The 19,865-nt window shown below is 62.0% G+C and carries 16 protein-coding genes and 1 tRNA gene; 7 read left to right on the forward strand and 10 right to left on the reverse strand.

Annotation, left to right across the window (positions count from 1 at the left end; all coding sequences use genetic code 11):
- Positions 1 to 9: 9 nt before the first annotated feature.
- Positions 10 to 1,407, reverse strand: a complete 1,398-nt coding sequence (gene mgtE / locus V4529_11650) for a magnesium transporter (protein MES2358975.1) — start codon at positions 1,405 to 1,407, stop codon at positions 10 to 12.
- 315 nt (positions 1,408 to 1,722) lie between these two features.
- On the opposite strand from mgtE, the gene V4529_11655 reads away from it, so the two are divergent.
- Positions 1,723 to 1,796, forward strand: a tRNA-Pro gene (locus V4529_11655).
- A gap of 199 nt (positions 1,797 to 1,995) precedes the next feature.
- Here the strand turns inward: V4529_11655 and V4529_11660 are convergent.
- On the reverse strand, positions 1,996 to 2,913 hold the full coding sequence (locus V4529_11660) for an NADP-dependent oxidoreductase (GenBank protein MES2358976.1): 918 nt from the start codon (positions 2,911 to 2,913) through the stop codon (positions 1,996 to 1,998).
- Between the two features lie 166 nt (positions 2,914 to 3,079).
- Between V4529_11660 and V4529_11665 the strand changes: the two genes are divergently transcribed.
- Both V4529_11665 and cydB read left to right on the forward strand, forming a co-directional pair.
- Positions 3,080 to 4,420, forward strand: coding sequence for a cytochrome ubiquinol oxidase subunit I (locus V4529_11665; GenBank protein MES2358977.1), 1,341 nt, complete (start codon positions 3,080 to 3,082; stop codon positions 4,418 to 4,420).
- Positions 4,421 to 4,432: 12 nt separating this feature from the next.
- Complete coding sequence (gene cydB / locus V4529_11670; protein ID MES2358978.1) at positions 4,433 to 5,476, forward strand: cytochrome d ubiquinol oxidase subunit II; 1,044 nt, start codon at positions 4,433 to 4,435, stop codon at positions 5,474 to 5,476.
- A gap of 67 nt (positions 5,477 to 5,543) precedes the next feature.
- On the opposite strand, the gene mgtA is transcribed toward cydB, so the two are convergent.
- The 5 genes from mgtA to V4529_11695 are packed head-to-tail and all read right to left on the reverse strand — an operon-like array spanning position 5,544 to position 12,531.
- Positions 5,544 to 8,246 (reverse strand): magnesium-translocating P-type ATPase, encoded by a 2,703-nt coding sequence (gene mgtA / locus V4529_11675; protein ID MES2358979.1) that lies wholly within the window; start codon positions 8,244 to 8,246, stop codon positions 5,544 to 5,546.
- Positions 8,247 to 8,301: 55 nt separating this feature from the next.
- Positions 8,302 to 9,201, reverse strand: a complete 900-nt coding sequence (locus tag V4529_11680; GenBank protein ID MES2358980.1) for a universal stress protein — start codon at positions 9,199 to 9,201, stop codon at positions 8,302 to 8,304.
- A 19-nt stretch (positions 9,202 to 9,220) separates the two neighbouring features.
- Entirely contained in the window at positions 9,221 to 9,448 is a 228-nt protein-coding gene (locus tag V4529_11685; protein ID MES2358981.1) for a hypothetical protein, read from the reverse strand.
- A 28-nt stretch (positions 9,449 to 9,476) separates the two neighbouring features.
- Complete coding sequence (locus V4529_11690) at positions 9,477 to 10,421, reverse strand: universal stress protein (GenBank protein MES2358982.1); 945 nt, start codon at positions 10,419 to 10,421, stop codon at positions 9,477 to 9,479.
- A gap of 58 nt (positions 10,422 to 10,479) precedes the next feature.
- Positions 10,480 to 12,531, reverse strand: coding sequence for an ATP-binding protein (locus V4529_11695; protein MES2358983.1), 2,052 nt, complete (start codon positions 12,529 to 12,531; stop codon positions 10,480 to 10,482).
- A 122-nt stretch (positions 12,532 to 12,653) separates the two neighbouring features.
- Here V4529_11695 and V4529_11700 point away from each other — a divergent pair, with 122 nt between their 5' ends.
- On the forward strand, positions 12,654 to 13,331 hold the full coding sequence (locus V4529_11700) for a response regulator transcription factor (GenBank protein MES2358984.1): 678 nt from the start codon (positions 12,654 to 12,656) through the stop codon (positions 13,329 to 13,331).
- On the opposite strand, the gene V4529_11705 is transcribed toward V4529_11700, so the two are convergent.
- Positions 13,277 to 13,969 (reverse strand): hypothetical protein, encoded by a 693-nt coding sequence (locus V4529_11705; GenBank protein MES2358985.1) that lies wholly within the window; start codon positions 13,967 to 13,969, stop codon positions 13,277 to 13,279. The genes V4529_11700 and V4529_11705 overlap by 55 nt on opposite strands.
- Positions 13,970 to 13,989: 20 nt before the next feature.
- Complete coding sequence (locus tag V4529_11710; GenBank protein ID MES2358986.1) at positions 13,990 to 14,889, reverse strand: universal stress protein; 900 nt, start codon at positions 14,887 to 14,889, stop codon at positions 13,990 to 13,992.
- Between the two features lie 321 nt (positions 14,890 to 15,210).
- Here V4529_11710 and V4529_11715 point away from each other — a divergent pair, with 321 nt between their 5' ends.
- Positions 15,211 to 15,672, forward strand: coding sequence for a pyridoxamine 5'-phosphate oxidase family protein (locus V4529_11715; protein MES2358987.1), 462 nt, complete (start codon positions 15,211 to 15,213; stop codon positions 15,670 to 15,672).
- Between the two features lie 139 nt (positions 15,673 to 15,811).
- On the opposite strand, the gene V4529_11720 is transcribed toward V4529_11715, so the two are convergent.
- Positions 15,812 to 16,468, reverse strand: coding sequence for a BON domain-containing protein (locus tag V4529_11720; GenBank protein ID MES2358988.1), 657 nt, complete (start codon positions 16,466 to 16,468; stop codon positions 15,812 to 15,814).
- Between the two features lie 265 nt (positions 16,469 to 16,733).
- Between V4529_11720 and V4529_11725 the strand changes: the two genes are divergently transcribed.
- Together V4529_11725 and V4529_11730 are read left to right on the forward strand one after the other, a co-directional pair.
- On the forward strand, positions 16,734 to 18,233 hold the full coding sequence (locus tag V4529_11725; GenBank protein MES2358989.1) for a fucose isomerase: 1,500 nt from the start codon (positions 16,734 to 16,736) through the stop codon (positions 18,231 to 18,233).
- Positions 18,234 to 18,237: 4 nt separating this feature from the next.
- Positions 18,238 to 19,836: a ribulokinase gene (locus V4529_11730; protein MES2358990.1), complete on the forward strand. Its 1,599-nt coding sequence runs from the start codon at positions 18,238 to 18,240 to the stop codon at positions 19,834 to 19,836.
- The last annotated feature ends 29 nt before the right edge of the window (positions 19,837 to 19,865 follow it).

Below are 19,865 nucleotides of genomic sequence, written 5' to 3' on the forward strand. Positions count from 1 at the left end.
GGTCACGCCTTACAATAACGTCCCTCGCAGGATTGCGTAGGCGACCGAGAAGTAGATGACCAGTCCGGTCACATCCACCAGCGTCGCGACGAACGGGGCGGATGCGCTGGCGGGGTCGAATCCGAGCCGCCGGAGCAGGAACGGGAGCATCGACCCGGCCATCGATCCGAAGGTGACCACCCCGACGAGCGAGACACCGATCGTGAGCGCGACGAGATTGTGGTGGGGACCGTAATCATACCATCCGAGATGTTGCCACGTGAGAATTCGGATGACCCCGATGACGCCGAGCACTGTGCCGAGCGCCAGTCCGGTTGGCAGCTCCCGCACCGCGACGCGCCACCAGTCGCGCAGTGAGAGCTCCCGCAGCGCGAGTGCACGAATGATGAGCGAAGTCGCCTGCGATCCGGAATTGCCGCCGGACGAGATGATCAGTGGGATGAACAGCGCGAGCACCACCGCACGCGCGATCTCGGTCTGGAAATATCCCATCGCCGTCGCCGTGAGCATCTCACCGAGGAACAGCGCAGCGAGCCAACCGGCGCGCTTGCGCACCATGCCGAAGAGCGAGATGCGCAGGTACGGAACTTCGAGCGCGGCGACACCGCCGAATCGTTGGACATCTTCTGTCGTCTCGCGCACCATCGCATCGATCACGTCGTCGACAGTTGCCGCGCCGATCATCCTGCCGGTCTCGTCGACAACCGGAAGCGCGACGAGATTGTACTTGGAGATGAGCCGCGCGACATCTTCTTCACTCGTGAGCGGCGACGTGGAAAGTGGCTTGCGCGCGTCGCCGATGCTGCTGATCGGAGCGTTGCGATCGGCGAGCAGCAGGTCCTGCAGGTGCACCGAGCGCTCGAGCCTCCCGCTCACCGGATCGACCACGTACACAGCGTAGACGGCAGTTACGTCAGGCGCGAGTATGCGGACGCGCTCGATCGCATCGGCGACAGTGGTGTTCGCTGCAACGCTCACGAACTCCGTGGTCATGATCGCGCCAACCGATCCTTCCGGGTATACCAGTAACGCATTGAGAACGGACCGGTCGGGCTCATCGATCGTGGCGAGCACCGCCTTTCGCTTGCCCGGGCTCAGCTCGCGCAGCAGATCGGCGCGCCGATCCGGCGCCATGGCGGCCACCAGCGCTCCGGCGATCCCCCTGTCCATGTGCTGGACGATGTCGTGCCGCCGGTCGAGCTCCGGCTCGTCCATCACATCTACCGCGACGTCGAACGGAAGATTGGCCAGAACCCGCGCAGCCCTGGCCGGCTGCAGCTGATTCACCAGCTCGGCGATGTCGGCTGCGCGGAGCGGAGCGACCAGCTGGGCTAGCGTTTCAGGCTTGCTGGAGGCCTCGTACAGCGATTTGGCTGTGGGAGTTTCTTGCAGGACGGCGGTGGCCATGCGAGGGTCGGATTGAAGTGTTGGACCGTTTCTGCGGGTGCGTAATTGCGAGTTACGAGCCTATGTTAACCGGCGGAGCCGAGAGGTGGGGAGGGAACCGATTCCTGCTCGCACCCAGCCAGGCCCATTCGGGCCCTCGTCATTCCCGCCACGCCCTCGTCATTCCCGCTACGCCCTCGTCATTCCCGGGAAAGCGGGAATCCACGTAGCCGTTTACGCAATCAACGCTGTCCACCATTCCAGCTCAGCCGGCGGCGCGGGGTGGCGCCGCGCCCTTGGCCCTGATTAAGTTGAAAGGCTGTACCATGAAGGCATCGGGGTGTAGCGTAGCCCGGTAGCGCGCTTGCTTCGGGAGCAAGAGGTCGCCGGTTCAAATCCGGCCACCCCGACTGATCTGTAAATCCCGCTCCAACAACAAGTTACAAGCGAAACGCCGATCGACATCGATCGGCGTTTCGCGCATCTGAGATCCCACGCGCAATCGATCAGGTCTTGATCGGCCCGATGTCCAAGCGATCACGAAGATCGACTCGGCTGACGTGCGGCAATCCACCCAGGAGGGCAGAATCGCTCGCCCTCCCAGACTCCTTACAGAAGAACGCGGATGACCGGCTTCCCCGCGCGCCGCTGGGTCGAGTTGAAGGCTGCGACCGCATCGTCGAGGGTCGAGACATTTCCGATGTTCGTCCGCAGTCGTCCGTCCCGCACCCGCTGGACAATCTCACTCAGTTGGGCACGATCGGACTCGACGACGAAGTCGACCGCAAGGCCGTCAACGGGCCGCGCCTCCGACGGCCCAACGATCGACACCAGCGTTCCTCCGGCTCGAATCAGGCGCGCAGACCGCTTCCCGATGTCGCCGCCGATGACATCGAACACGAGATCGACGCTGCCGACGTCTTCCAGCGTGTCGCTGTCGAGGTCTACAAACTCCTGCGCACCGAAGTCGAGCGCCTTCTGACGGTCGGCCCCGCGTCCGGTGCCGATGACGTGGGCCCCGATCTCTCGTGCGAGCTGCGTCACCATCGAGCCGACCGCGCCGGCCGCGCCGTGCGCGATTACACTCTGCCCCGCCCGAAGGCGGCCCTGCTCGAACAGTCCCTGCCACGCGGTGAGTCCCGAGATCGGCAGGCTCGCGCCCACGGTGAAGTCGACGTCGCCCGGCAGCGGCGCGAGATTACGTGCCTCGATCGCCACGTACTCGGCAAGGGTGCCGTTGCGATACCAGTCCGCAAGGCCGAACACGCGCTGTCCTATCGACAGTCCCGTCGTACCGTAGCCGAGTGCGGTGACGACTCCAGCCAGCTCGTGGCCGGGAATCGACGGTGTTCGATCGCGGTCACGGCGATCGGTCCAGGTCGAGGGCCATGTCAGCTCGGTCGGAACGAATCCCGACGCATGAATCTGAACGACAACGTCGTTTATCGCTGCCGCCGGCGCGGGCTGCTCGGTCAACTTCATCCCGGCCGTTCCCGCGGTCTGGTCCGTCACAACGATTGCCTTCATTGGAATTGCCTCCTTGGTCATTTGCCTCTGTCGAAAGGACGGAGTGATCATGAGCGTGTGTAGCCGTCCGACAACCACTACATCTCGTTGGCGTATCTGGCACGCACACGCGTGCGGGTAGCCATAGAACGAGTAGTTTCATGGAAGGCTCAACACACAGGCTGCGATGGACAGTGCGCTAGTTGTAGATCGCCTTCAGTTCGCCTTCACAATTACATATCACTACCTCTTTCCGCAACTGACGATGGGGCTGGCGCTCCTCATCCTCGTGCTGAAGACGCTCGCGCTCAGGACTGGAAATGAGCGATACGGCGATTCCGCTCGCTTCTGGGCCCGCATCTTCGGAATCAACTTCGCGTTCGGCGTGGTCACTGGGATTCCGATGGAATTCCAGTTCGGCACAAACTGGGCTGCGTTCTCAAAGTTCGCAGGCGGCGTGATCGGGCAAACACTGGCCATGGAAGGAATGTTCGCGTTCTTTCTCGAATCATCCTTCCTCGGTCTCTTTCTATTCCGAGAGCGCCGGCTCGGGCCTCGCGGACACTGGGTTGCGGCGTTGCTGGTCTTCCTGGGCTCATGGCTGTCGGGTTACTTCATCGTGGTGACCGACGCCTGGATGCAACACCCGGTCGCGAACCAGGTCATGCCGGATGGAAGCGTACAACTCGCGAGTTTCGGTGCGCTCCTCAGCAATCCGTGGGGTCTCTGGCAGTATGCCCACACGATGAGCGGCGCGGCGATTACCGGCTCGGTGGTGATGGCGAGCGTTGGCGCGTTCTACGTCCTCTCAGGCCGAGCGACCAGGCACGGCCAGATATTCCTGAAGGTGGGAATTCTCGCGGGCTGCCTGTTCTCACTGCTGCAGCTGTTCCCGACCGGGGACCGCCAGGGGAAGATGGTCGCCGAATATCAGCCGGTGACGCTTGCTGCGATGGAGGCCGTATTCACGACGGGGCCGGGCGTGCCGCTGGTGATCATCGGTCAGCCCAACATGCGCGACAGGTCGTTGGACAATCCGATTACGGTCCCGAAGATGTTGAGTTTCCTGACCTACCGGCGTTGGGACGCATCTGTGCGCGGACTCGACGCCTTCCCCGCCGATACGTGGCCCGACAACGTACCACTCCTCTACTACGCCTACCACATCATGGTCGGCCTCGGCACAATCATGATCGCGGTGTTACTGGTCGGTACGCTTCTGCTGTGGCGGGGAACTCTCGATAAGAACCGCTGGATGCTCTGGATACTGATGCTCATGCTGCCGTTCCCGTATATCGCGAACACCGCGGGCTGGCTGACGGCGGAGATCGGTCGCCAACCATGGCTCGTCTACGGGCTCATGCGCACGTCACACGGCCTTTCGCCGGAAGTGTCGGCGGGTAATGGCCTCTTCACGCTTCTGGGCTTCATGGGGATGTATGCCGTGCTGACGATTCTGTTTCTCTTCCTCATCTACCGCGAGATCGAGCAGGGCCCCGCTGCTGCCGGTCGACCGGCGACAGCCTAGGCAGGCGCAACGATGGCGACGGCCTTTTTTGTGATTGTTGCATTGATGCTCATGATCTATTCAGTGCTCGACGGCTTCGATCTGGGAGTCGGAGCAATTCACTGGCTTGTGGGCCGCACGAGCGACGAGCGTCGCCTGGTGCTAAGCGCAATCGGCCCTGTTTGGGATGGCAATGAAGTCTGGCTGATTGCAGCTGGCGGAACGTTGTATTTCGCCTTCCCGGCACTTTACGCATCAAGCTTCAGCGGCTTCTATCTCCCGCTCACAATGGTGCTGTGGCTGCTCATGCTTCGCGGTATCAGCATCGAGGTAAGATCCCATGTAAACGACCCGCTCTGGCACGGCTTCTACGATTTTGTGTTCACGCTTTCTGGAGCACTGCTCGCCATCTTCCTCGGTGCTGCGCTCGGCAACGTGATCCGCGGCGTGCCGCTGAACTCGGACGGCTATTTCTTCGAGCCGCTCTGGACGACGTTTCGAGTCACGGGCCGGCCAGGAATTCTGGACTGGTACACCACGTTGATCGGTGTGATGTCGTTAGTGACGTTGGCAAACCACGGCGCGCACTGGCTCGCACTCAAGACTGAAGAGCCGCTGCGCGGACGAGCGCGTCGCATTGCAACAACTCTCTGGTGGATCGTAGCTCTTGTTACCGTAGTGGGATTTTTTGCCACGGTCCGGGTGCGTCCGACGATTCTCGATAACTATCGCGTGCTCGGCTTGGGGTGGTTGATACCCGTCGTCGCTCTTGGTGGGCTGGCTGGAATGGCTTGGTTTGGTGCGCGCCACAACGATCTGTTCGCCTTCGTCTCGTCCAGTCTTTACATCGCCGGCATGCTGGGTGGAATCGCGTTTGGCATGTATCCAACGCTGCTCCCCGCGACGACCGATCCAGCGAACAGCCTGACCATCGCAAACAGCGCGGCCGGTGCATATGGCCTCCGGATCGGTCTTATCTGGTGGATGATGAGCGCCGTGCTCGTCGTGGGCTATTTCGGCTATCTGTACTGGATGTTCCGGCACCGCGTGAGCGCTGCAGATAACGCCGGTCATTGATTCTTCACATGGAATGTCGCCGTCGTGCTCGGATCCGCGTTGTTTTCCACTTTCCGCCTGATCGTCGCTAGATCAACCTCCGGCGCAGCAACACCGTCTTGAGGAGTTGCGTGACGGTCATGTACGCCACGGCCGTCGCGAGCAGAAACGGCCAGTACAGGGACGGCAGTCTGACAAGGCCAAGCGATGATGCGAATGGAGAAAACGGCAGCCATGCGCCGATTGCCATTACCGTGATGCTCGTCGCAATGAGTTGCCCGCTCGCGCGGCTCTGCAGGAACGGTATCTTGTCGGTTCGGATGACGTGAATGATCAGCGTCTGTGTCAGCAGTGACTCGACGAACCATCCGGTCTGAAAGAGCGCAGCGTGTGCGGGCGTGGACGCGTGAAAGACGAAATACATCACCAGAAACGTCGTGTAATCGAATAGCGAGCTGACGGGCCCGATCCAGAGGATGTAGCGCCGGATCTCACCCATGGCCCAGGGACGCGGGCGAGTAATCTGTTCCACATCGACCCGGTCGGATGGAATCGGAATTTGCGACACATCGTACAGCAGATTGTTCGTGAGCACCTGGATCGGAGCCATTGGCAGGAACGGCAGCCACGCGCTGGCACCGAGCACGCTGAACATGTTTCCAAAATTCGAGCTTGCACCCATCCTCACGTACTTGAGCACGTTCGCGAAGACTTTTCGTCCCTCCATCACACCCTGTGCAAGCACCGCCAGACTCTTGTCGAGCAGGATGATGTCGGCCGACGCCTTGGCAACATCCACTGCTGAATCGACCGAGATGCCGACGTCAGCCGTGTGAAGCGCCGGCGCGTCGTTGATTCCGTCACCCATGTAGCCAACGACGTGCGACTTTGCCTGCAGAGAGCGAATGATGCGTTGCTTGTCGGCAGGCGATACACGCGCGAAGATGGATGCTTTCTCCGCCGCATCCGCAAGCTGCGCATCCGACATGAGCGCGATGTCGGCTCCCGTAAGGACATGCCTCGTCGCGATTCCGACCGACCGGCAGATCGTTCGCGAGACAAGCTCGTTGTCGCCTGTAAGCGTCTTCACCGTGATTCCCGCGTGCTCCAGAGCCTTGATCGCAGCCCGCGCTGTTTCCTTGGGCGGGTCCAGAAATGCGACATACCCGCACAGCACAAGATCAGTCTCGTCCTCCGTGGTGACTCCGTCCGTCGGCGGAACCTCGCGGTATGCCACCGCCAGCACGCGAAAGCCATTGGTGCTGAGAGCGTCGTATTCCTCCCCGATATCGGCGAGGAACGCAGGATCGATCACGACCATTTCGCCGCTCATCTCCAGTCGCGTGCAACGCCGGAATACCTCTTCGGGCGCGCCCTTGACGATCAACATCCGCTTCCCGTCCGGCGCATCCACGACGACCGACATCAGCTTGCGCGTGAAATCGTAGGGAATCTCCCCCACCTTGCGATAACTGTCGTGTGTGACCGGAATCGAGTCGCTGTGGGTTTGCACGTAGTCGAGGATTGCACGATCGAGCACGCTCTTCAGGCCGGTCTGCATCTGGCTGACGAGCGACGCGAGCAAGAGGACGCGAGCGCTCTCCGCGCCGTCGACGTCGCAGTGGCGCTCCAGGATCACTTCGTCTCTGGTGAGCGTCCCGGTCTTGTCCGTGCAGAGGACGTCCATTGCGCCAAGATTCTGGATCGAATCGAGCCGCCGAACGATCACCCGTTTCCTGGACATCGCGAGCGCGCCCTGCGAAAGGCAAACCGACACGATCATCGGAAGCATCTCGGGTGTGAGTCCGACCGCCACGGCCAGAGCGAAGAAGAACGCCTCGTGCCAGTTGTGCTTGGTCACTCCATTGATGAAGAACACGAGCGGCACCATCACGCACATCAGCCGTATCATGAACCAGGTGAACTGGCTCACGCCACGTTCGAACGCGGTAGGCGGTTCGGTCGCAGCGATGCTCGCCGCCACGCGACCGAAGGATGTATTCGGACCGGTCTCGACTACCACGGCCGTCGCGGTCCCGCTCTGAACGCTGGTCCCTAGGTAGCAGACATTCGTGGCATCGATGAGCGCCACGCCGCTTGAACGATTAGCGGTGGTGGCTTGAGTCGCGTCGGCCGACTTCTCGACCGGAAGCGACTCGCCAGTCAGTGTCGCCTGATTCACGAACAGTGTATTCGAGACGACAATGCGAACGTCACCCGGGATCATGTCGCCTGCCGCCAGATGAACGATGTCGCCCGGAACCACTTCGTGAATCGGGATCTCGGCAGCGGCTCCGTCTCGCATGACGGTCGCGGTTACGTGAATCATCTCACGGAGGCTTTCCGCGGCGACATCGGCGCGCTGCTCCTGGAACAGTCGAAGCGCGACACCGAGCACGATCATCACTGTAATCACCGTCGCGGCACGGACATCCCCCGTGGCAATCGAAACGCTGGCGAGCACCGCGAGCAGCAGAACGAGCGGATTGCGGCATGCCAGCAACAGTCGCCGCGCCCAGCCGGGAGGATGTTCCGACGCTATGTCGTTGGGGCCATGGAGCGCGAGTCTGGTGCGGGCCTCGTCGCTCGAGAGGCCGGCGTCACCGGTCCCGAGACGTTCGTACACCCACTGCACAGAGTGGCTCGCCGCTTCATCGAGGAACGGCGACGTCTGAATCGAGCGCGGGCGTAGCTCCGCAGTGTGATGGTCAGCTGGCAGTCCTTCAGCCGCTGCCGGCGTTGCCGACGCGTTCGATGTTGCAGTTGGAGCGCTAGCGGTGCGCAGATTCATGACAGGAGCCGCCCGCGTGACCGCGGCCCGCGTTCATGAGCCAGGCGCGCATGAATCACCGCCGCGCTGCCGATACTTCTATCGGTGGTGTATGCTCGACCAACCCGGGAGGTGTCACCAACACTGACCATCTGCCATCGCCCGCGATTGCCTTCCCGACGCTCCCCAGCAGCAAGCGATCGAGAAAGCGGTGGTGCTGGCTTCCGACCGCGACCAGATCCGGGGCGACCTCCTCGCAGAAGCGTGTAATCTCCGCGACTGGCTTGCCCTGTCGCACGTTGGCATCGATCGTCATTCCCGGCGGCGCATCGAGCGTGCGGATCAGCTCCGCGAAAGCATGATCGACGCCGCGGCTCCGAATCAGCTGCAATCCCTCCGCGCTCTCGGTGGTCTCGCGCGGAGAATCAGATTCGACGAACAGGAGGTGTACGCTGCAGTTGTCGTCGACCAACCTGCGTACGAGCTGTGCCGCGCGAATGCTTGCCCGACTGAAGTCGACCGCAATCACGACGCGTTTGGGCAGCGCCGTCAACTCAGGGCGAACGGCGAGGACTGGAACACCGCCTATCGTCATGACTTCCCGCACTGTGTCGTTCCCGATGGCCCGCCCAATGGAGGTGTGCCGGCTCAATCCCATCACGACCACATCGGCCTCTTCCCGCTGCGCGGTTTCCACGACCTCCCGCGCGACCGCTCCAACCGCGATCTCGAACGGCCAACTCGCAGCCGCACCCCGGTCGATGTGGAGCACGGGGCGCATCCCGACCGCTTCTCTCGCGAGCGCCTGCGGCTCTTCGAGTTGTGCGACCAGCATCGCCGCTTCCGGCACGGTGGGGCCTATGTCGATGACATAGACGACCGATGGCCGGGCGTTACGCTCGCGCTGAAGCGCGGCCGCGACAGCGGTCGCAGCAGGCGCAAGATCATCATTGGTGATCGCGAGCAGCAGCTTCATGGGGACATCGCGTGCTCGTTCAGACATCGTTGCGTGCCGGAACTGTCAGCACGGACCAATGTGCCTCATGCGCCAGCTGCATCGAGACGCTCGATGCGCTACCCGGCACGGAGACGGCTATTCGCAGCTCGGGCACGCCAGGTCCTGAAGTCGTGTCGCGTGGCCGCGTCCAGGAGCGTGCGTGCGGGCCGTCATGCCCGATGCACGTTTCCGGCGTGCGCGTCGGATGAGTGATTACGGTTGGCACGTGTACTCCGTGCGTGCAGGGCGTCGCACTATTCGGGGACCATCAATAGCGACCACCGACGGTCGCTCAGGAGGTCCGCCGAGACACTGTCGCCGAAGAACCAATCGACGGCGGAGTGATGCCGGGATCCCAGAGCGATGACGTCAGGCCGCATGCGCACTGCGGCCTGCTTGACACCCTCGATCGAGCCACCGTGCTCGATGATGGAAGTGATCGTGACCGCCTTCTGTGACATCAGCTCGTCGATCAACAATGTGATCGCCGTTTGGAGCGCCAAAGAACCATCGGGGCTGTCATTGGTCGCATCCGCGCTGCTGCCCGGTGGAAGATCCGGCTGGACATACACGAGAATGACGCGGCCGCCTGGTACTACGAGCTGACATGCCAGATGCGCAGCTCGCAGGCTACCAATGCCAAAATCGAGAGCCACCAGAATCGACTCGGGGCGATGTACCAGCTCCGGACGGACTGCAAAGACCGCCGCCTGGGTGTGTTCGATAATCCCCTGCACCGTGTCGCGCACAAATGCGTGCCGGAAAAAGTTGTGGTCCGGCAATCCCAGGATCACGATCTCGGCACGAAGATCATGAGCCCGCCGCACGATTGTGGGCACGGTCACCCCGATCTCGACGTCGTATTGCCAGCTCGGAAGCGTACCCAGGATTCGTTGCACCTGATCTTCTAGCGCGGCCAGCTGGGAAGTACGATAGGCGGGATCAAGCGCAGCCTGCGGGACACCAAGCATCGTCCCAGTCGCAGCTGCACGTGCTGCGATATCGTCCTGCACGACACGCAGAACCGTCGGTACAGCGCCGCACTCCTGTGCGAGTGCATGCGTGATGTAGATCGCGGCGCTCGCCGCTGTATCAGCGGTTACTGCAACGACCGCCGGAAAGACCGGCGACAGTTGAGTTGCGCGTACCGCCAAACCCGCGGCCCGGGGCGCCGTCTGGGGCGAGGAGAGTGGTGCCATGAGTTGCTCCGGACGAGATGAGTTGATTCATCATACGCCCAGCCCACCCCCCTGGATGTCAGCGCGTCACCTGATCTTCGTGCGGGACTTCACCCGCGACATGTCGTCCATTGCCTGACACGGCAAGGGATGGTAGCGTGAAGTGAAAGGCGCTTCCCTCTCCCACCGTGCTCTCGACCCAGATCCGGCCATCGTGCGCTTCGATGATTCCCCGCACGATCGCGAGCCCCAATCCGGTTGATCGCTGGGCAGCGCCGCGGCGGGCATGCCAGAAGCGGTCGAAAACGTGCGGAATCGCGTCGACCGGAATCCCGCGTCCCGTGTCTCGCACGGTGACCTGCACTGCATCCGCAAGCGCGGCTGCGCTGACTGTCACGCTGCCGCCGGCGCGTGTGAACTTGCAACCATTGCCAATCAGATTCGAGAGCGCCTGCACGATACGCTCGCGATCGATCGTCAACATGCGTTCTTCCAGTCCGGGCGGAAGATCCATGACAAGCGCGATTTCCTGTTCGGCCGCAATGGGCCGATGCATTTCAACCGCTTGCTCGAGCGTTGGACCGACGGCCTGTTCCGTGCGTTCGATGGACAGCTTCCCAGCATCGATGCTTGCGATGTCGAGCAAATCCTGAATCATGCGCGACATCAACAACGCCGCCTCTTCTGCAAGCACGACGAGACCATGAGCCATGTCCGGCGTCGGCGGTGGATCGTCGTGCAGTGCGGACAGGCACATCGACATCGTGCTCAGCGGATTACGAAGATCGTGCGAGACAAGCGCCATGACTTCGTCGCGAGCGGCGGCAGCCTTCCGCATGCGCTCGGCAAGCACCCGGAGTTCGTCTTCTTTCCGAACCCGTTCGCTCACGTCGCGCAGGATCGCAGTATACCCCCATTCGCGGCCGACCAGAAATCGCGAGATCGACGCTTCCGCGGGAAACAATTCGCCATTCTTGCGTCGTCCCACGATGTGACTGCGCTCTCCCATACGTCGGGTCGTGTCGGACGACGCGGCGAATGCCGCGATGTGCGCGGCGTGCCGACTTCGCACGTCTTCCGGTAACAGCATATCCATCAGCTGTCCGATAGCTTCGGCCGAGCTGTACCCGAAAATCCGCTCGGCGCCCCAATTGAAGAGCGTGATCCGGCGTGCGCCGTCGATCGAGACGATGGCATCCGATGCCATCGAGACCATCCCGATGAACCTCGCCTCCGCCAGGCGATGCGCTTCTTCGCTTTGCTTCTGCCGGAGCAACTGAGCGAGCGGAGTTGCGACCGCGGACGCGAGCTTCACCAGCTCATCGTTGTTCGCGGGCACGTCGCGCATGTAGAACTGAAGGACGCCGACAAAATCATCGTCGGCGTACATCAGCGGGATGGCCACCGCTGCCCTGAGACGTGAAATGGCAGCCAGGGCACCGCGGGTGAAGATGCGCGACGTCGCCAGGTCACCGACCCAGACAGGACGCCCCGAATCCCACGCCGCCCCCGGAACCCCTTCCCCACGGTTGAACCGGAGTCCTGTCGCCTGGGTCGTAAACGTCTCGAGCCAGCCCTTTTCGCTCGTCCAGCTACCACAACACATGAGCGCTGGCGTTACGCCTTTCGAATTTTGCGGAATCCAGGCTTCGCCAAGCGGCCATCCCGTCGCCTGACAGATATTTCGCAGTGTCTCCTCGACCGCGAACGTGACGCTGGCGGTTTTGCATACCGCGAGCGCGATCCGCGCCAGCAGCTCGCCTTCCTGCTCTTCGTGTGTACGCCGGCCATCGGTGGCGACCGCCAGGAGAAGGACGGACCCGGTCTCCGCCAGTTCGCCGGCGGGCTGTATGACTACTTCAAAGGCGGCCTTTCCGTCACGCGCTTCTGCCGCAAAATCAAGCTGTACAACCCGTCCCCGGAAGGCTTCGTCGATCGCGTCCGCGACGGCCGCAGGGAGTATCCCGCGCGCAGAGGCGACGCCGTCCGGGGGGAGCCCAAAGAGACGGCGCGCTGCTGCCGTACCCTCCAGAACCTCATGATCCTGCGTCAGAATGAGCGCGTATCGCTCGGGATCCCCGAACAATGCGCGGAATGCATCCAGTACGAAATCCCTCGTATCCGATGCCATGGCATAAATGTACGCTGAGTCCAGTCAGGAATTCGGACGAGCTGTCATCCAAATACTGGACACGGCCGCCCCGATCGGGGGATATGTTCCGGAGTGATACTCTTCAGAAAAGGTGCGAGACCATGACGCTCGACATCATTCGAGTAGTGCTGGCTGACGATCATTCAGTTGTGCGCACCGGATTGAAAACCATCCTCAGCAAGGCTGCTGACATCGAAGTGGTTGCCGAAGCAAAGCACGGACGCGAAGCGGTAAGTCTGGTGGAGCGGTTTCATCCGCATGTCGTCGTGATGGACCTCGATATGGCTGGCGGCGACGGTACGGAAGCGACCAGGGAGATCGTCAGTCGGCTGAGCCCCACCAGAGTCCTCATCCTCACGATGCATGAGGAGGCAGAACATCTGTCACCCGCGCTGCACGCCGGCGCCTCCGGCTATCTCGTCAAGACCGCCGCGGACCGTGAGCTCGTCGATGCCATTCGGGCCGTTGCGTATGGCGATGTCTATCTAAGACCGACTGCTGCGCGAATGGTTGTCCAGCAACTCGTACACAAGGAACCGCGCCATGCCGATCGCGAACGGTTTGCGACGCTAAGCGAGCGCGAGGGACTTGTATTTCGGCATGTCGCGCGTGGATACTCCGGCCCGGAAATCGGGCACAAGCTGAACATCAGCGCCAAGACGGTCGAGACGTACAAGCAACGAATTCAGGAGAAGATCGGCGTGTCGCACCGCGCGGAATACATTCAACTCGCGGTCAAGCTCAAGCTATTCGACGAGGAGTGGGCACCGACCAAATAGCTCGCCACCGCGGGCTCGGTCTGGACATGGACATACGGACATGATGGTTTCGCATATTCTCCGCGAGATCTGTGAGCCACGGCATGCACCGTGTGAGCAGCCGTAACGATCGCTGCAGCAACATGGGCATCAAGCTGACTTCGGGCGTCGGCGCGTGCATGGAGTATCGCCTGCTCGCCGCAGGGTTCGGTGTCCTGGACCACACAGACCGCAGGAATTCCCGCCATTGGAGTCCAGCGATATCCCGGACTCGCCAGGCTCAGTGCGCCGGGAACAATGAGGAGTTGGGCAGACTCCGTCGCGCACAGCAGGGCGAGCCGCATATCGACATGCCCCGCCAACAACTCGAGCCGCCAGAATCCAGCCATCGGCGTGATCCTGTAGAGCTGCCGCGTAACGGAGGCGAGAAATTTTTCGATCGGCGCCTCCCCGTAGAGCGCATACCCATCCGGAAGCCACGTGACGGCGCGAACGCTGGCACCGGTACCCTGCGAAATCGCGTCGGCAAGCCGCAGGGCGCCGTCGCCGGACGGTGTTCCGTCACACATCACGACAATGTGCTGAATCGACGACGGAATGCTCCGGGCGATGTCCTTCGCATCCGGCGGGCCGAGTCGCTGCGCGCATCTTGTGTACATGGCTCTGCGAGTGATTGGGTTTACAAACCGGTCAGGGCTGGGGCGATCAGCATCGAACACGATGCATGGCGGATGAGGCCCCGTGTAACGTCATCGCCCACGGGCGGGGAAGGATCTGCTGGGGAGACGGCACGCCGGCCGGACAGGCCACAGGCAATGACGTCCGCCTGAATACCTTCAGCGAAGCTGAGCGTCTCCCGCGCCGCGTCTCCCAGCAGCATGATGGACTCGACGCAAACGCCGGATTCGTCACGAAGGGAGTGTTCGATATTCAGCAACTGGCGTCGCCGCTCTTCCAGCTCCTGTGCAGACGCATAGGAAACGACATGGATCAGGTACATGCGCGCGTCCGGTGCACTGAGACGTTTGACGATGTGCGCAGCGTGGATACTCGCGACGCTGAAGTCGATCGCGACCACGACGCGACGTGCGATTCCTCGAAGTGTTGGTGCCGCGATGTAGATCGGGACCGCGCACTGCATCAATGCATCGGTCGCGCGCTCATCTTCGGACTGCAGATCGAGACTCCGCTGCCGTCGCTGTCCGATGACCATCAATTGTGCATGACTCCGCGTCACGAGATCACAGGTCGTCTGGCCGAGCGGCCCATCGTGCACCGTGATTGGCCAGTTTGCCGCCTCGCCGACCGTGAGAGCCACTTGCGCCGCGATCATTGCGCAGCGTGCGTCCCGTTCTTCGGAAATCTCTTCCTGCGCGCCGCACTGCTTTCGCGGGTCATGAGAAACGTGGGACGCGCCGGCTGTATTATCACACTCTCGACATGCCGGTGACGCATGCTCCACGATCGAGAATACCTGCACATTTGCTCCGACGCGGCCCGCTATGAATGCGGCTGCGATCAGTGCGGTGTCCGCATGCGGATTTCCGTCTGTGGCGACAAGAATCGGCGCCTCACGCATGGCAGACACAAGCGACCCGGAAAGCTCTGTGGCCTGGGATTCCATTGCAGGGTGTCGCGAAGGGAAAGAGGCAGAATGACACAAGGACATACTATCTCGCGCACGGGAACGTCATGTCGGGAATTCAATGCATTTCGTGTAAGGACCTCGCGCCACCGCGCCACCACTCTTACGGACAAGGATGTCGGCTTTTCCCCGTCATCAAATACGGACGTATCTGACAGCGAGGTCATCCGCACAATCGCTAGGTTTTGCTGTACCTCGATTACACCACAGAAGCGGAGGCCCGAAATGGCAAGCGCGAACAAAGAACATGCAAGAATGACGGGGTCCTCCAGTCCGCCGGTATTTCGACAGCTCGCCCATCACGAAGCAGAGGCCCTGCTGGAACGCAATCACGTCGGACGCCTGGCGTTTACGTTGCATGACAGCGTGGACATCGAGCCCATCAGCTACGTCTACACGCATGGATGGCTGTACGGCCGCACTTCGCACGGCACCAAGCTCGCCATACTGACGCATCACCACTGGGTCGCATTCGAGGTAGACGAGGTCGCTGGCCAGTTCGACTGGCGCAGCGTAGTCATAAAGGGTGAGTTCGAGATAATTCCGGCCGATCTGTCGGGGCCGGATGCACTCGCATATATCAAGGCACTCGAGCTGCTGCGCCAATTGGAACCGGACACGTGGACCGAGCATGATCGGGCGGCATTCCGGAACGTGCTGTTTCGCATCCACATCAATGAGATCAGCGGGAGAGAGGCGACGTCGACCCAGTCATGACCAGATTGAGATCTGCTGAGTGCCACATCGGACTGTTCTTACCACGATCGCTGAACTGCCGTGCTCCGTGCCCGCCGGCGGGGAGGGATATACTCCTGCGAGCATATCCCTCCTCAACGCGGCTGGCGATTCGCGCACCTCAAAGAACGCCGACCGTCAGGAGATCCTCGACTTGACGAACGCCCGGGGCAGCCCACGCGGCACGCTCGGCGTCGTTGCGCTCGGTCCATGACCGCACAGTCCCGCGCAACGTCACGGTGCCATCGCTCGCAGATACCTGAACGTGCTTCGAGTCGATTTCCGCGTATCGCTTCAAGGCGGACTCGATCTTCCCTTTGACGTCGCTCACGGAGACACTCGGCGTCACCGCGATCAGATTGGACACGCCGCGCACTCCGGTGAGCGACCGAACGGAAGCTTCCGCCGCGCGTCGCTGGAAATCCCATTCGACGTGCCCCCGCAGCGTGACCCACCCATCCTCGACGTCGACCTGGATCTTGTCTTCAGGTACGGAGACGTTCCAGATGAAGCCGTTGAGAACGGCATGTGCAATGTCCGTATCGTTCCGCTTGTACTCGGGCAGCAGGTGCACTTCCAACTCGTCCGCGAGTGCCTTGACGCCGGACACCCGGCGCGCGGCCTTCTCGGCTGCATATTTCTGACTGTAGTTGCGCACTTTACCCGATAGCGTGACGACACCGGCCTTTGCTGCAACACCGACTTCTGTCGCTGTCAACGCGGGGTCCCACGCCAGTTCGTCGATCACGTTCTTCTGTAATGCTGTGTCGGAATACATTGTACGATCCCTCACTCGATGAGTTTGATGGACGTGCTTCGCGCCAGCCCGTGTCGACACGGTTGAATCAGCCCGCCGGCTGACATTCTGAAACGTGCACGCCCACAACCGCGTACGCAGTCCGGAAAAACATGAATTTGCGTCCGGAAGTCCTGACGTCGAATGTCAGTCATGAGACGACATCGCGCATCGCGCCTGCTTGCTGCTCTTTCGACCGCTCCGGCGTTGCAGTATTGTATACAATCCTGATTCCTGACCTATCCAAATGCGCATCCATAAACTCGAGTCCAATGCCGGTGGAAAGCTCACCGCAAAGCGCTCTGCCAGGCCGGCGTCACGCCCGCCCCGCTCCACCCCTCATGAGCGTGTGACACTCGGCGTCATCGTCGGCAATCGGGGCTTTTTCCCCGGCCACCTCGCGAGCACGGGACGCGATGACATGCTCAAGGCGCTCGCCGAGGAAGGGATCGACGCGATAGCGCTCGGTCCGGAGGATTCGGTGCACGGAGCCGTCGAGAGTCGCGACGAGGCCAAGGCATGCGCGGCGCTCTTCCGCGCCAACGCCGACAAAATCGCCGGCGTGATCGTCACCCTGCCGAATTTCGGCGACGAGCGCGCGATCGCGGAGACGCTCCGCATGGCCCGGCTCGACGTGCCCGTGCTCATCCACGCCACCGCCGACGATCCGGCCAGAATGGGCATCGATGCACGACGCGACGCTTTCTGCGGCAAGATGTCCGCCTGCAACGTGCTCACGCAGTACGGCATTCCCTACTCGCTCACGTCACTGCACACCCAGCGTCCGGAATCCGAGAGCTTCCGCGCCGATCTGCGCAGCTTCACCAGCGTCTGCCGCGTCGTACGAGGTCTCAAGCATGCGCGTATCGGCGCAATCGGCGCTCGGCCGGCCGCGTTCAAGACAGTTCGGTTCAGCGAGAAGATACTCGAGGCCTCCGGAATCGCCGTCGAGCCAATCGATCTGTCCGAGATTCTCGGACGCATCGACCGCCTCGCGAACGACGACCCTCACGTTCGCACGAAACTGGACGAGATCGAGGCCTACGTCTCAACGGACGGCATCCCGTCCGAAGCGCTCATGAAGATGGCCAAGCTGGGCCTCGTGATCGACCGCTGGATGCACGAGGCAGACGTAACGGTAAGCGCAATCCAGTGCTGGACCTCCATGGAAGAGTTCTTCGGCGTGGTACCATGCACGATCATGAGCATGATGAGTGATGTGAATCTTCCCAGTGCATGCGAGATGGACGTGTGCGGCACCATCAGCATGTACGCACTGACGCTCGCGTCCGGGACGCCCAGCGCTCTCCTGGATTGGAACAACAACTACGGAGATGATCCCAACAAGGCCGTATGCTTCCACTGCAGCAACCTGCCGAAGGCTTTCTTCGAAGACGTGCAGATGGACTATCAGGCGATCATAGCCGGCACCGTGGGACGGGAGAATACATACGGCACCGTCGTAGGCAAGGTGAAGGCGAACCCGATGACGTACGCGCGCTTTTCGACTGACGACCGCAGCGGCCGCATCCGCGGCTATGTCGGTGGCGGGCGATTCACGAACGATCCGCTCACCACGTTCGGCGGCGCCGGCGTGGTGGAGATTCCGCGCCTGCAGGAATTGTTGCACTTCATCTGCGAGAAGGGCTTCGAGCATCACGTCGCGGGTACGATGGCAACCGTGACCGATTCGGTGCACGAGGCGACGTCGCGATATCTTGGCTGGGACGTCCACAAGCACGCGTAGCAGAGTGCCTATCGTCGCAGGGGTCGATTTCGGCACGCAGAGCGTGCGCGTCGCGATCGTCGACAGCAAGGCTGGACAGCTCGGTGCCGGCGTCGCCGGATTGCCGCTGCTGCGCGATCCGAACGATCCCGACTTCGCGACCCAGCCGCACGACGCGCAGATGAATGCGCTGGTCGACGCGATGCGGCTTGCACTCGCGGACGCGAGAGTCGATGGACATGACATTCTCGCACTGGCGCTCGACACGACCGGATCGTCGGTGATACCGGTAGGCGAAGGACTCGTCCCACTCGACGATTACTATCTCTGGGCCGACCACCGCGCAAAGCATGAAGCCGCGCTGATAACAGAGATCGCGCATCGCGAGGGATTGGAGGCGATCCAGTACTGCGGCGGTGTTTATTCCGCCGAGTGGGGCTTTGCCAAGCTGCTGCACTGGCTGCGAAACAATCCCGACAAGCGCGACAGGTTCGTGACAGCGCTCGAGAACTGCGACATGGTTGCGGCGACGCTGTGCGGCGTCTCCGATCCGCGCGAGGTCGCCCGCTCGATCTGCGCCATGGGACACAAGTGGCTCTGGAACGAGGAGCTCGGCGGCCTTCCATCGGAGGAATTCCTCTGCGCGGTGGATCCGCTGCTGGCCGGCGTGCGCGCGAAGTTGCAGGGCCGCTATCTCACGTCGGAGCATGTCGCGGGCGAACTGTCCGCGGATTGGGCCGCCAAGCTCCGTCTCAGAGCTGGAATTCCAATTCCGGTTGGTGCATTCGACGCACACTGGGATGCCATCGGTGCCGGCCTCGTCGAAGGCGACGTCGTCAACGTGATCGGGACGTCCACGTGCATCGTCGCCATCGGGAAGAATGTCGACTGCGTACCGGGCGTCTGCGGAGTGGTGCGCGGATCCGCGCATCCGGATTATGTCGGCGTCGAGTCGGGACTGTCCGGCGTGGGCAGCATCTTCGAGTCCATAGCAACGCGAAGCGGAAGCACGGTCGAGGAGCTCTCCGCCGGCATCGAGCACTATCGCGCGGGCCAGACCGGACTGCTGCGGATGGTGTGGGACAACGGCGACCGCACGGTGCTGGTGAATCCGCATCTTGGCGGTGTGACGTTCGGCTGGAATCTGAACCACAGCGCGCGTGACGAGCTATTCGCCGCAATCGAGGGGACCGCGTTCCACACGCGCATCGTACTCGAACGAATGGCGGAGCACGGCGTGCCGATCAATCGCGTGATACACGGCGGCGGGATAGCGCAGAAGAACGACGCGCTCAACCGCGTCTACGCAAACGTGCTCGGCAAGCCGATTCTCGTGCCCGAGCGTCCGATCACGGGACTCGGCTCATCCATCTTCGCCTTTCTCGCCGCCGGTGTCTTCGGCACGATCGAGGAAGCGCAGGCCGCGCTCTGCCCGCCATTTCGCGTCATCGAGCCCGAGCCGCGCGAGCAGGCGACCTGTGAACGGCTGTATGAGATGTACAGGTCGCTGTACTTCGCGATGGGTGATCCATCGTCGCCCGCGATACGTGTCGGCACCGTGCTCCCGGACTTGCGTCGGATCGCGGCCGAGGTTCGCGCAGCCAGGGCGGCCGCAGTGCAGTGATGCGGCGCTGCCGATTGGGCTGTATACTT

The sequence above is a fragment of the Gemmatimonadota bacterium genome (assembly GCA_040388625.1).
GTDB lineage: Bacteria > Gemmatimonadota > Gemmatimonadetes > Gemmatimonadales > Gemmatimonadaceae > Fen-1247.